Here is a 12572-nt window from a genome sequence, read left to right as displayed (position 1 = left end):
GTTCACAAGGTTTTCACGGGAGATTCAAAGTTGTCTCGTTGAGCACTGATGCGTGCGGCATATTTCGGTGAATTTAGTACAATGAGGAAACACTCTGCCATTCGATCTGCGCCGTTCCGACTGTCCAAATACGCATGCTGCACCGGAGAATATGAAAATTTCCGCACGGATCGCTTCCTCCCGCCCTCTCGCCACGACCGCCATGCACGGCCGTGTCGAAACCCTGCGCAACGAAGGCCGGCCGGTCATCGATTTCTCGATCGCGATCTCGCATTTCCCGGCGCCCAGGGTGGTACTGGATGCGGTAGCCGGCGTCATCGAGCGCCAGCGCACGCTGCCCTATACCAGCGTGGTCGGGGAGTTGCGCCTGCGCCGCCATCTGCTGGCCAAGCTGCGCAGCGAAAACGGGCTCGAGGCGGACAGCGGCGAGATCATCGTCACCAACGGCGCCAAGCAGGCGCTGTACGAGGCGCTGTACGTGACGAGCGACCCGGGCGACGGCGTGCTGATCTTCAAGCCGCATTGGCCGGCGTATGTGGCGACAGCCCAGCTGCTCGGATTGCGGCCGATCCTGGCCGACCTGCCCGACGAGATCACCGAGGAAGGCCTGGCGGCCCTGGAGCCGGCGCGGATCGTCATCATCAATAACCCGCACAACCCTACCGGCAAGGTGTACACTCGGCGGGAACTGGAATGCATCCGGGATTGGGTGGCCCGCACCGGCGCCCGCGTGATCGTCGACGAGAGCTACGAACACCTGGTATTCGAGGGCAGGCAGACCAGCCTGGCGGCGCTGTGCGACTGGCGCGGCATCGGCGTGGTGACGATCTTTTCGGCGTCGCAGAGCTACGCCATGATGGGCTGGCGCATCGGCTTCGCGCTGGCGCCGGCCGAGGTGGTGCAGGCGATGCAGACGCTGCAGGGGCCGATCACGGCGGCCGCGCCGCACCTGTCGCAGGTGGCGGCGGATGCCGCCTTCGCCAGCGGCGCCTCGCCGGCGATGCTGGCCGACTACCGCGCGCGGCGCGACCTGGCGGTCGACCTGTTCGCCGGGACGCCGTGGATCGTCATGCACGCCCCGGATTCCGGTCCGTACCTGTGGGGCGACGTGCGCGGGCTGACGCTGGACAGCGCCGGGTTCGCCGAAGCGCTGCTCGAGGCCAAGCAGGTGGCGGTGTTGCCCGGCGAAGCGCTGGGCGCGCCGGGTTTCATCCGGCTCGGCTATATCTCCGACGACGTGGCGACCCTGCGCGACGGCATTCGCAGGATCGTTGAATTTGGTGACGCCTATGCGGCAAAGAGCAAGAAGTAGACAATGGATTCCGGGTTGAGCCGCAGATTGGGATATTTCAGGCTGAACAGCCTGCGCAGCCGGCTGATGCTCCTGGTGGCGCTGGCGATCCTGCCGCTGGCCGTCATGACGGTGGTCTCCGGCATGCGCGAACGCGAACACGCCATCAAGGCGTCCGAGGAAAACCTGCGGCGCCTGACCGGCATGGCCGCCGCCAACGAGGCGCAGTCGGTCGAAGGCGCGCGCCAGATCCTGGTCGACCTGGCCAGCGTGCCCGACCTGCTGAAAGATACCGCCAGGTGCACCTCACTGCTGTCGGATGTCCTCGACCGCAACGAAGGCTTCGTCAACTTCGGCCTGATCCAGCTGAACGGCGACGTGACCTGCAGTGCGGTGCCGCTGCTGCACCCGGTCAACCTGGGCGACCGCAGCCACTTCCGCCGCGCCATCTCCGAACGCCGCTTCATCGCCGGCGACTACGTGTTCGGCCGCGTGATCAAGAAGCACACCATCAACCTCACCTACCCGGTGATCGACCGCAGCGGCAAGGTGCTGGCGGTGGTGTTCGCGGCGATGGACCTGGAAGGCCTGGACACCTACATCAACGACATCAACCTGCCGGCCGGTTCGGTGCTGACGACCTACGACGCGCGCGGCGGCGTCATCTCGCGCCGCCCGGACCCCGAGCGCCACCTCGGTGCCAAGGTCTCGGCGGCGATGAAGGATGCCCTCGCCAATGCCGGCCAGCGCGCCGTCACCATCCGCGGCGAGGACGGCGTCGAGCGCTTGCACACCTTCGTGCGCGTCGGCCCGCAGACGCTGACCGACTACACCGTCACCATCGGCATCCCGACCGAGACCATCATCTCGGCCGCGCGCCACGACCAGGTCATGTCGCTGCTGGCGCTGGCCGCCACCACGCTGCTGGCGATGGTGGCGGCCTGGCTGGTGGGCGACGTGCTGATCGTCAAGCGCGTGCGCAAGCTGATGGGCACCGCCGAGCGCATCGCCGCCGGCGACCTGGAGGCGCGCTCCGGCATCGACTACGGTAACGAAGAGATCGGCAACCTGGCGCAGGCGCTGGACCGGATGGCGTCCGCGCTGCAGAAGAAGGAAACCGCACGCTCGCTGGCCGAGCGCGAACTGCGCGCCGCCGACCAGCGCAAGGACGAGTTCCTGGCGATGCTGGCGCACGAGCTGCGCAATCCGCTGGCGCCGATCAGCACCGGCGCCCACCTGCTCAAGCTGCTGCACTCGGACAACGTCCAGATCACCCAGACCTGCTCGATCATCGTGCGCCAGGTCGACCACATGACCGGCCTGGTGGACGACCTGCTGGACGTCTCGCGCGTCACGCGCGGCCTGGTATCGCTGTCGACCCAGGTGCTGGACCTGAAACGCGTGGTCGACGACGCCGCCGAGCAGATCCGCCCGCTGATCACGGCGCGCCGCCACCGCGTGGTGATCGACCTGCCGCCGCTGCCCTGCCACGTCAAGGGCGACCACAAGCGCCTGGTGCAGGTGGTGGCCAACCTGCTGGGCAATGCCACCAAGTACACGCCGGAAGGCGGCGCCATCGACCTGCGGCTGGCGGCCGACGGCCACGACTACGTGCTGACCGTGGCCGACGACGGCATCGGCATGGAGCCGGCGCTGGTGGAACGGGTGTTCGACCTGTTCACCCAGGCAGAGCGCACGCCGGACCGCTCGCAGGGCGGCCTGGGCCTCGGCCTGGCGCTGGTGAAGAGCCTGGTGGAGCTGCACGGCGGCGCGGTGCATGCCGCCAGCCCCGGCCCCGGCAAGGGTTCGACCTTTACCGTGCGCCTGCCGCGCCACACCCAGGACGTGGTGCTGGCGCCGCAGCCGGCGGCGCGCGACGGCCAGGACGACGGCGCGCCGCTGCGCATCCTGCTGGTGGACGACAACGTCGACGCCGTGCACACGCTGCAGTTGTTCCTGCGCTCGGCCGGCCACCGCGTGGAAGTGGCCTATTCCGCCGGCGACGCGCTGGAACTGGCCAAGACCCTGGTGCCGGAAGTCTGCCTGCTCGACATCGGCCTGCCCGACTTCGACGGCAACGAACTCTCGCGCCGCCTGCGCACCCTGCCGCAGGCCGCCGGCGCCACCCTGATCGCCATGACCGGCTACGGCCGCCAGCAAGACCGCGAGACCGCGATGGCGGCCGGGTTCGACCATTACCTGGTCAAGCCGGTGAACACCACCCAGCTGTCGGACATCCTGGCGGCGGCGGCGGAAGCGAACATCAAGCGCTGAGGCGCGCACGGGCGGCGCGGCGCATACCCGTCGTCCCCGCGCAGGCGGGGACCCATACTGAGCAACAGAATTCGGCGCATTCGAAGTAGCTCGGACGCTTCAAGAATGCCAACCCTGGACACTCAGCATGGGTCCCCGCCTACGCGGGGAGTCGTTTCAGGCAATGCCTGGAACGACGGTCTTTAGGCCAGCAATACTATCTTGGACAGTAGTGCGCCTGCGCGGGAAGTCGTTTCCGGCAGTGCCGGCAAGTCGTTTCCGGCAGTGCCGGAAACGACGGCCAGGGTTACGGCGCCGGATACGGGCGGCAGGCCGGCAGGCGGCCTCGTCCCACGCCGGCGGCGCTTCGTCACTCGGACTGTAAATGGCACGCGCGGCTGTTTATACTTGCCGGATTGCCACTTTTCATTGCCATCCCGACCATGTTCCGCCGTGTGCCCGCCCTGCTGCTGTCCCTCCCCTTGCTGACCGATGGCGCCGCCCTGGCCCAGGACACGACGGCGCCGCCCGCCATGCAGCAGGTGGAAATCAAGGCACCGGACGCGCAGGCGCAGCGCCGCGACAGCGGCGTCGGCCGCATCGTGGTCGGGCGCGAGGAACTGGCGCGCTACGGCGACACCACCCTGTCCGGCGCGCTGAAACGCCAGAGCGGCGTCAGCGTGGCCGGCAGCGAGATCCGCCTGCGCGGCCTGGGCGCCGGCTATACGCAGATCCTGCTGGACGGCGAACCGGCGCCGGCCGGCTTCGCCATCGACACGCTGTCGCCCGACCTGGTCGAGCGGGTCGAGATCCTGCGCAGCGCCAGCGCCGACACCGGTACCCAGTCGCCGGCCGGCTCGATCAACATCGTGCTGCGCAAGGCCGGCGCCGGGTCCGGCGCCGCGGGGTCCGGCGCCGCACCGCGCCTCAAGCTCGGGGTGGAACGGGCGCAGGCGCGCACCAGCCCCAACGCCGCGCTGCAATGGTCGGGGCGCCTGGGCGGCCATGCCGTCGGCGTCAACGCCAGCCTGGCGCAGACGCGCACGCTCGATACGCCGCGGATCGACGAGCGTTCCGAGACCGCCGGCGTGCCGGTCGCGCGGCGCCGCTTCGACGAGCGCGACGATGCGCGCCTGACCAGGCTGACCGTGGCACCGCGCCTGGACGCCAGGCTGGACGGCGGCGACACGCTCGCCCTGCAGGGGCTGTTCGACCTGTCGCGCAACCGCTTCGGCGGACGCCAGCTGGAGACCACGCTGCTGGGCGCGCCGACCGCGTCGCCGGATGCGCGCTGGCGCGGCGTGTACGACACCCGGCTGGCCAAGGGCGACCTGACCTGGGCGCACCGCTTCGACGCCGGCCGCCTGGCGCTCAAGGCCGGCGTGGAAGCCAACCGGCGTCCGGGCGACTACCTGTTCCGTGGCATCGATAGTGCGGGCATCCCCTGGTTCGAGCGCGCCGTCGGCTCGGGCGCGGCCGAGCGCCGCGCGAGCAGCAGCGGCAAATACGTGGCGCCGCTGTGGAACGGCCATGACATCGCGCTCGGCTGGGAAGGCGCGCTCACCCAGCGCACCGAAAATCGTCTGCAGCGCGACAGCCTGCCGGCCGGCGCCGGCGCCGCCGCCGGCACCGCCACACAAGCGCCGTACGCCGTCCTGGACCAGGCCTACGACGCCCGCATCGGCCGGCTGGCCCTGTACGCCCAGGACGAATGGACGCCACGTCCCGGCCTGCAGGCCTATCTCGGCCTGCGCTGGGAGGGCCTGGACACGCGCACCGGCGCCGGCGACTCCGCCGCCGTCGCGTCGGCGTCCTCGGTGTTCAGCCCGATCGGCCAGCTGGTGTGGAAGCTGCCGGGCCGACCGCGTGACCAGCTGCGCCTGGCGCTGGCGCGCACCTACAAGGCGCCGCAGCCGCGCCAGCTGGTGCCGCGCCGCTACACGGTCAACAACGACAACAACCCGGCCAACCCCGACTTCGAAGGCAATCCGGGCCTGCGCCCGGAACTGGCGTGGGGGCTGGACGCCGCGCTGGAATCGTATTTCGCGCGCGGCGGCATGGCCAGCGTCTCGCTGTACGCGCGCCGCATCCGCGACGTGGTGCTGCAGCGCCTGTGGCGCGACGCCGGCGGCGCCTGGGTCGCCACCCCGGCCAACGGCGGCGGCGCGAGCGTGCGCGGCATCGAGTTCGACGCCAGGCTGCCCTTGCCGGCGCCGGCGGCGGCGTCCATTGCTGGCTGGCCGGCGCTCGACCTGCGCGCCAACCTCGGACGCAACTGGTCGCACGTGGACGCCCTGCCCGGCCCCGGCAACCGGCTGGCGGCGCAGGCGCCGTTCACGCTCAACCTGGGCGCCGACGCACGCTTCGGCACGGCGCCGGCACAGGGTCTGCCAGCGCCGACGGCCGGCGTCAACCTGCACGTGGTCGGCGCCAACACGGCGCGCGTCACGCCGGCCTTGACCGCCATCGAGGGCGCCGTGCGCGAGCTGGAAGCCTACGCCGCCTGGCCGGCCAACGGCGGCCAGTGGCGCGTGACGATGCCCGACCTGCTGCGGCGCACGCGCCGCGGCGGCCAGCTGTACGCGGACGGCACGGTGCTCGAACAGCGCCTGGTGGCGACACCGCGGCGCGCCGCGCTGCGGGTGCAGTTCGAGGCGGCGCTGTAGCCACAGCCGCACGGTGCGTCGTCCCCGGCCTTGGCGGCCCCCTTGGCGGGGACCCATGCTGAGCAACAGAATTCATTACCATTGAAGCAACTGGAATATTTCAGAAATAGCAACTGTGGATGCTTAGCATGGGTCCCCGCCTGCGCGGGGAGTCGTTTCAGGCAGTGCCTGGAACGACGGTTTTTCGCAGCAAATGGACCCATCCGAGCAATAACCTTTATCATCGGTCCCTGACAAACGAAAAAGGAACAAGGGATGGAGTCGGTCGAAGTCGTCCTGGCGATGCTGCTCGCCGTGATCGCCAGTGGCTACCTCGGGCGCATGCTGCCGTTCGCGGTGCCGCTGCCGCTGATCCAGATCGCGCTGGGCGCGGTCATCTCGGGCGTGTTCAAGCACGGCATCGCGCTCGAACCCGACATCTTCTTCCTGCTGTTCCTGCCGCCGCTGCTGTTCCTGGACGGCTGGCGCATTCCCAAGGTCGGCCTGTTCCGCGACAAGGGCACGATCATCGAGCTGGCCCTCGGCCTGGTGCTGTTCACCGTGCTCGGCGCCGGCTTCCTGATGCACTGGCTGATTCCCGCGATGCCGCTGCCGGTGGCGTTCGCGCTGGCGGCGATCGTGGCGCCGACCGATCCGGTGGCGGTGTCGGCCATCACCAGCCGCATCCCGGTGCCGCCGCGCCTGATGCACATCATCGAGGGCGAATCGCTGCTCAACGACGCCAGCGGCCTGGTGTGCTTCCGCTTCGCCGTCGCCGCCGCCATGACCGGCCAGTTCTCGCTGGCCAAGGCCAGCGCCACCTTCCTGTGGGTGGCGCTGGGCGGCATCGCCGCCGGCGTGCTGGTCACGCTGGCGATCTCGCGCATCCATACCTTCGTGCTGCGCCGCTTCGGCGAAGACCAGGGCGTGCCGATCCTGGTCAATCTCTTGATGCCGTTCGGCGCCTACCTGGTCGCCGAGCGCCTGGAAGCGTCCGGCATCCTGGCGGCGGTGGCGGCGGGCGTCACCATGAGCTACGTGGAGCTGAGCGGCATCGCCACGCCGGCCACGCGCATCCGCCGCAACATGATCTGGGACACGCTGCAGTTCGCGCTCAACGGCGTGATGTTCGTGCTGCTGGGCGAGCAGCTGCCGGACGTGCTGCGCGGCGCCCTGCACCCGCCGGGCGGCCTGCCCTTCCACCCCTGGTGGCTGGCCGGCATGGCACTGGCGCTCAGCCTGGGCCTGGTGGCGCTGCGCTTCGTCTGGGTGTGGGTCTCGCTCAGCCTGACGCTGCTGAACCAGCGCCGTCTCGGCCAGCAGGTGTACCAGCCGCGCCTGCGCCTGGTGCTGGCGACCTCGTTCGCCGGCGTGCGCGGCGCCCTGACCCTGGCCGGCGTGCTGACGCTGCCGCTGGTGCTGCCGGACGGCTCGCCGTTCCCGGCGCGCCACCTGGCGATCCTGCTGGCCGCCGCCGTGATCGTGGTCTCGCTGGTGCTGGCCAGCGTCGCCCTGCCGCGCCTGCTGCGCGGACTGGAGGTGCCGCATGAAGCGACCTCCGAACAGGACGAGGACGAGGCGCGCAACATCGCCATCGCGGCGGCGGTGACGGCCATCGAAAAGGCCGGACGTGCGCGCGCCGACGCCGGCGACCGCGAGCTGCACGCCCAGGTCTCCGGCCGCGTGGCCAACCTGTACCGCCAGCGGCTGCGGGCGATCCGGGGCGCCGAAGGAGACCCGCATCCCGAAGTGGCGCGCGATGCCGAACGCGACTACCGCCTGACCGGCCTCAATGCCGAGCGCGACACCATCCTGCGCATGGGACGCCGCGGCGAGATTTCCGACGAGACCGCGCGCAAGCTGCTGCACGAGATCGACCTGGTCGAGGCCCGTTACGGCTGACCGCCCCGGTCCCGGCCGGCACGATGCCGTTCATCTCTCCCGGATTGCCATGCGCCCGATGAAAACCGTTTATCGCATTCTGCTGATGGGCTGCATCGGCATCGGCGCCGGCTGCGGCGCGGCGCAGGCCGCCGAGCCGGTCGCTGCGCTGGTCGAGCGCGACATCCGCACGGCGGCCGCGCAATACCGCGTCCTGCTGTCCGCCGTCGCGGACAAGCCCGGCTTTCCGCGCACCGTCGAGCGCGGTGAAATCAGGACGGTCGATGCGGGCGACTGGACCGCCGGCTTCTTTCCCGGTTCGCTGTGGTACCTGTACGAGGCCACCGGCGACGAGATCTGGCGCAGCGCCGCGCGGCGCTACACCGAGCGCACCGCGCCGGCGAAATTCGACAAGCGCCAGCACGACGTCGGCTTCATGCTGGGGGCCGGCTACGGCAACGGCTGGCGCTTGAGCACCGACCCGGCCGAACGCATGCGCTACCGCGACGCGCTGCTGGCCGGCGCCACCACGCTGGTGACGCGCTTCGATCCGACAGTGGGCGCGATCCAGTCCTGGGACGTCGAACCCGGCAGCGCCTGGGCCTACCCGGTCATCATCGACAACATGATGAACCTGGAGCTGTTGATGTGGGCCGCGCGCGCCGCCGGCGAGCCGCGCTACCGCGAGGTCGCCGTCGCCCACGCCGGCACCACGCTGAAGCACCACTTCCGCCCCGACGGCTCCAGCGTCCATCTGGTCGACTACGACCCGCACACCGGCGCGGTGCGCGCGCGCGTCACGGTGCAAGGCCATGCCGACGGCTCGGCCTGGGCGCGCGGCCAGGCCTGGGGCCTGTACGGCTACACCATGATGTACCGCGAGACGCGCGACCCGGCCTACCTGGCGCAGGCGCAGCGCAGCGCCGCCTTCTGGCTCGGCCATCCGCGCCTGCCGGCCGACAAGGTGCCGTACTGGGACTTCGACGACCCGGCCATCCCGGACGCGCCGCGCGATGCGGCGGCCGCGGCCATCGCCGCTTCCGCGCTGCTGGAACTGGCCGGGTTCGTCGAGCGCGCGGCGGCGGCGCGCTACCGCGATGCCGCCGAGCAGACCATCCGCAGCCTGTCCTCGCGCGCCTACCTGGCCGCGCCGGGGGAAAACGGCGGTTTCCTGCTCAAGCATGCGACCGGCCACAAGCCGGGCGGAACGGAAATCGACGTGCCGCTCAACTATGCGGATTACTATTTCCTGGAAGCCGTGCTGCGCTTGAAGGCGGCGCGCGCCGGGCGCTAGTGCCGTCGGCCGCCACGCGGCTCAGTGTTTCGAGCGGCGCCGCCGCACGGCACCGGCGAGTCCCATTCCGGCCAGCACCAGCGCGAGCGAGCCCGGTTCCGGCACCTCCACCACGCTCTCGAAACTCAGGTCGTCCATCACGTACGACGCCTGGGCGCCGCTCGCCACGACGACCGTATCGATGGCGCCGTTCCAGCCGGCGGCCAGGAAAACCGGCGTCTCCGACAAGGGCAGCGCGGCCGAGCTGGCGACCAGTTGCCCGGCCAGGTAGAGGTCGAAACGCACGCTGCTGTCGCCATAGCCGGCGAACCAGGCGCCGCCAAACACCGTGGGCGCCAGGAAGCGGATGGTGCTGGCGGCCGGGCCGCCGTCGATCCAGTCGGTAGTGACGCGGCCCTGGCCGGAATGGGCGCTGAACGGCGCCTGCTCGCCGGTGAAGACGGACAGGCCGGCGTCCGACCAGTCGAGTCCACCGTAGTTGCCCGGCACCGCGGCGAAACCGTCCGGGCCGACGATGTCGTCGAAGCCCAGCACGGTGGCCGAGGCCAGGGGCGCGGCCAGTGCGATGACGGCGCCCGCGACGACGTTGCGGACGGCATTGCGGACGAAGTTGCCAGTAAAAGGATGCATGGAATTCCTGTTCGATATTGGTTCGATTGGCGGCAGCCGGCGGCATGCCGGCTGCCGCGCCCGGTCAGCCTCGGCCCAGCGCCGGGTCGCTGACCGTGTGGCGGCCGGTCTCGACGCGGCCGGCGAAGCGGCGCACCCAGTCGGGCTGGCTCGACACGGTGGCGCTGACGTCGTACCAGTAGCCGTTGGCGGCGACCGGTATGCGCAGCGCCAGTTCGCTGCGCGCCGCGACCGTGTGCATCTGCCGCAGCGGCGCATAGGCGTTGGCGCCCAGGTTGAAGGTGCACGGCGCCGTCCCGCCGTTCACCAGGCGCAGCACCAGTTCGCCGGTTGCGGCGTCGCAGCGCACCTGTACGTCCGGACGCGGCTGGCCCGCGGCGACGGCGCGCAGCGCGCTGCCGGTGAAGTGGCGGTGGTAGCCGTTCGGTCCCAGCACCCACAAATCGTAGCCGCCCCCGACCGCGGGCGTCCAGGCATCCGCCAGCGACTTGCCGGCTTCGACGGCGTAGCGGCGCGGCAGCGCCGCCAGGTTGTTGCGGTCGTACACGTGGAACACGGCGGCCTGGCGCCCGGTATTGGCGAAGGTGAGCGCCACCTGCACGGCGGCCATGGTGGCGCCGGGCAGCACCTCGCAGGTGGTGGCCAGTTCGTACGGCAGCGCGCGCGACGGCCGCGTGCCGGCAGCCTGCAGCGGCAGCTGCGGCGCCGCCGGCGGCGCGATCTGCGCCAGCCGTTGCTGCGCGGCGCGCAGGGCGTCGGCCTGGCCGCGGTCCTTGCGGCCCTGCAGCACCGGCAAGGCTTCGGCGTTGGGCGTGGCGAAGTTGAAGGCGCTGGTCAGGTCGCCGCACACGGCGCGGCGGAAGGCGCCGATGTTCGGCTCGCGCACGCCGAAGCGCGCCTCCAGGAAGCGCAGCACGGACGTGTGGTCGAACACCTGCGAGTCGACCCAGCCGCCGCGGCTCCAGGGCGAGATCACGAACAGCGGCACGCGCGGACCGGGTCCGTACACGCGGCCGTCGGCCGCCGGCTGCCTGGTGCTGCCCAACGGCCGGCCATGGGTGTAGTACTCGGGCGCCAGGTCGGCCGGCGCCATCGTGGTCTTGCCGGCATAGCCGCCCTTGCCGTCCGGCGACGGCGCCGACGGCGACGGCACGTGGTCGAAGTAGCCGTCGTTCTCGTCGTAGGTGACGATCAGGACGGTCTTGCTCCAGACCGCGGGGTCGGCCGTCAGCGCGTCCAGCACCTCCTGGATGAACCAGGCGCCCTGCACCGGGCTGGACGGCCCGGGGTGCTCGCAATAGATCGACGGCGCGTTGACCCACGACACCTGCGCCAGCCTGCCCTCGCGGATGTCGCGCTTGAACGCGTCCAGGTATTGCTCGGGCTGGGTGCCCGGCAGCGTGTTGGCGATGCCCTTGTAGAGCGGATTGTTCGGGTTGTCGGTAGCCGCGTCGTAGGCGTGGTAGGGCACGGCCTGGCCGGTATTGGTGTAGGGCTTGCCCGGCGCACCGCCGCTGGACACCGGGTAGCCCGAGGCGATGTTGGCGCGCCGGAACTGGCGGAACGCGCCCAGCATGTTGTCGCCCCACTCGTCCGGCATGTTCTGGTAACTCATCCAGCGCACGCCGGCCGCCTCCAGGCGCTCGGCGTAGGTGGTCCAGGTGTAGCCGGTATTAACGCCGGCGGCGGTGCCGTCGATGGCGTCCCACTCGTTGGTGACGAAGGCCGTGTCGGTCGGCACCGCGCCGTTGGTGCCGGTCAGGAAGAACGAACGGTTGGCGTCGGTCCCGGTATGCATCGCGCAGTGGTAGGCGTCGCACAGCGTGAAGGCGTTGGCCAGCGCGAACTGGAACGGGATCTCGTTCTCGTTGAAGTAGCCCATCGAGATCGGGTTCTTGTAGCGCGGCCACTGGTCCATGCGGCCGTTGTCCCAGGCCTGCTGGCTGTCGTTCCAGTCGTGCGGCGTGCCGTTGGCGCGCTGGGCGTTGCCGACGCTGCCGTCCAGGTGGAACGGCGTCACCACGCTGCCGTTGGCCAGGCGCTGCTGCCACACGCTGCGCCCTTCCGGCAGCGGGATGGTAAAGCGGTCGCCGAAGCCGCGCACGCCGGGCAGCGTGCCGAAATAATGGTCGAACGCGCGGTTTTCCTGCATCAGGATCACCACGTGCTCGACGTCGCGGATGGTGCCGGTCGCGTTGTTGGCCGGGATCGCGAGCGCGCGCTGAATCGAGGCGGGAAAGCCGGCGTAGGTGGCGGCGGCGATGCCCGCGCGGGCGCTGTTGCGGAGAAAATGGCGGCGTGAAGTCATGGGCTTATCCGGGACGTTGACTGGTTTCGCATGCAACACAAGTGGTTGCATGTCGTTGTCATGGCGCTATGGCGGCAAGACTGCGCCAATGTAACCGGCGTGGATGACGCCGCCATGACAAGGACCGATGCGGGTAGAAACCGCCAATGAGCCGGCTGTGGCCGGCCACACCACGCGAGCAGGGTATCGAGCTTGCCAATCTGTTATGCTGGGCCGAACGACTGCATGCGGCCGGCAGCGGCCTTCGTCGCACTCAAGTCAACGAAGAAA

7 protein-coding genes are annotated in these 12572 nt (G+C 70.3%); 5 read left to right on the top strand and 2 right to left on the bottom strand.

Going from position 1 to position 12572, the window contains the following annotated elements:
- Nucleotides 1-202 precede the first annotated feature (202 nt).
- The 5 genes from HH212_RS17815 (at nucleotide 203) to HH212_RS17795 (ending at nucleotide 9364) form a co-directional block, all read left to right on the top strand.
- Complete coding sequence (locus HH212_RS17815; protein ID WP_229217335.1) at nucleotides 203-1312, top strand: pyridoxal phosphate-dependent aminotransferase; 1110 nt, start codon at nucleotides 203-205, stop codon at nucleotides 1310-1312.
- 15 nt (nucleotides 1313-1327) lie between these two features.
- Nucleotides 1328-3565 carry a hybrid sensor histidine kinase/response regulator gene (locus tag HH212_RS17810; RefSeq protein WP_170203692.1) on the top strand — a complete coding sequence of 746 codons (2238 nt, stop codon included), beginning with the start codon at nucleotides 1328-1330 and terminating at the stop codon, nucleotides 3563-3565.
- Between the two features lie 422 nt (nucleotides 3566-3987).
- Nucleotides 3988-6210, top strand: a complete 2223-nt coding sequence (locus HH212_RS17805; protein ID WP_170203691.1) for a TonB-dependent receptor plug domain-containing protein — start codon at nucleotides 3988-3990, stop codon at nucleotides 6208-6210.
- A 255-nt stretch (nucleotides 6211-6465) separates the two neighbouring features.
- Nucleotides 6466-8091, top strand: coding sequence for a Na+/H+ antiporter (locus HH212_RS17800; protein ID WP_170203690.1), 1626 nt, complete (start codon nucleotides 6466-6468; stop codon nucleotides 8089-8091).
- Nucleotides 8092-8149: 58 nt separating this feature from the next.
- Nucleotides 8150-9364 (top strand): glycoside hydrolase family 88 protein, encoded by a 1215-nt coding sequence (locus tag HH212_RS17795; RefSeq protein ID WP_211172361.1) that lies wholly within the window; start codon nucleotides 8150-8152, stop codon nucleotides 9362-9364.
- Nucleotides 9365-9385: 21 nt separating this feature from the next.
- Here HH212_RS17795 and HH212_RS27105 read toward each other — a convergent pair whose 3' ends face one another.
- Entirely contained in the window at nucleotides 9386-9994 is a 609-nt protein-coding gene (locus HH212_RS27105) for a PEP-CTERM sorting domain-containing protein (RefSeq protein ID WP_211172360.1), read from the bottom strand.
- A 64-nt stretch (nucleotides 9995-10058) separates the two neighbouring features.
- Nucleotides 10059-12302 (bottom strand): phosphocholine-specific phospholipase C, encoded by a 2244-nt coding sequence (locus tag HH212_RS17785; RefSeq protein ID WP_170203689.1) that lies wholly within the window; start codon nucleotides 12300-12302, stop codon nucleotides 10059-10061.
- Between the last annotated feature and the right edge of the window lie 270 nt (nucleotides 12303-12572).

Origin of the sequence: Massilia forsythiae, from assembly GCF_012849555.1 — a bacterium.
GTDB classification, from domain to species: Bacteria; Pseudomonadota; Gammaproteobacteria; order Burkholderiales; family Burkholderiaceae_D; genus Telluria; species Telluria forsythiae.
The sequence above is the reverse complement of the archived record's forward strand: the minus strand, read 5'-3'. Positions and strand labels throughout refer to the sequence as shown.

Excerpts from the sequence above, each read along its gene's own strand:
- HH212_RS17815 (WP_229217335.1), top strand. The coding sequence starts at position 203 with ATGCACGGCCGTGTCGAAACCCTGCGCAACGAAGGCCGGCCGGTCATC.
- HH212_RS17805 (WP_170203691.1), top strand. The coding sequence starts at position 3,988 with ATGTTCCGCCGTGTGCCCGCCCTGCTGCTGTCCCTCCCCTTGCTGACC.
- HH212_RS17795 (WP_211172361.1), top strand. The coding sequence starts at position 8,150 with ATGAAAACCGTTTATCGCATTCTGCTGATGGGCTGCATCGGCATCGGC.
- HH212_RS27105 (WP_211172360.1), bottom strand. The coding sequence starts at position 9,994 with ATGCATCCTTTTACTGGCAACTTCGTCCGCAATGCCGTCCGCAACGTC.
- HH212_RS17800 (WP_170203690.1), top strand. The coding sequence starts at position 6,466 with ATGGAGTCGGTCGAAGTCGTCCTGGCGATGCTGCTCGCCGTGATCGCC.
- HH212_RS17785 (WP_170203689.1), bottom strand. The coding sequence starts at position 12,302 with ATGACTTCACGCCGCCATTTTCTCCGCAACAGCGCCCGCGCGGGCATC.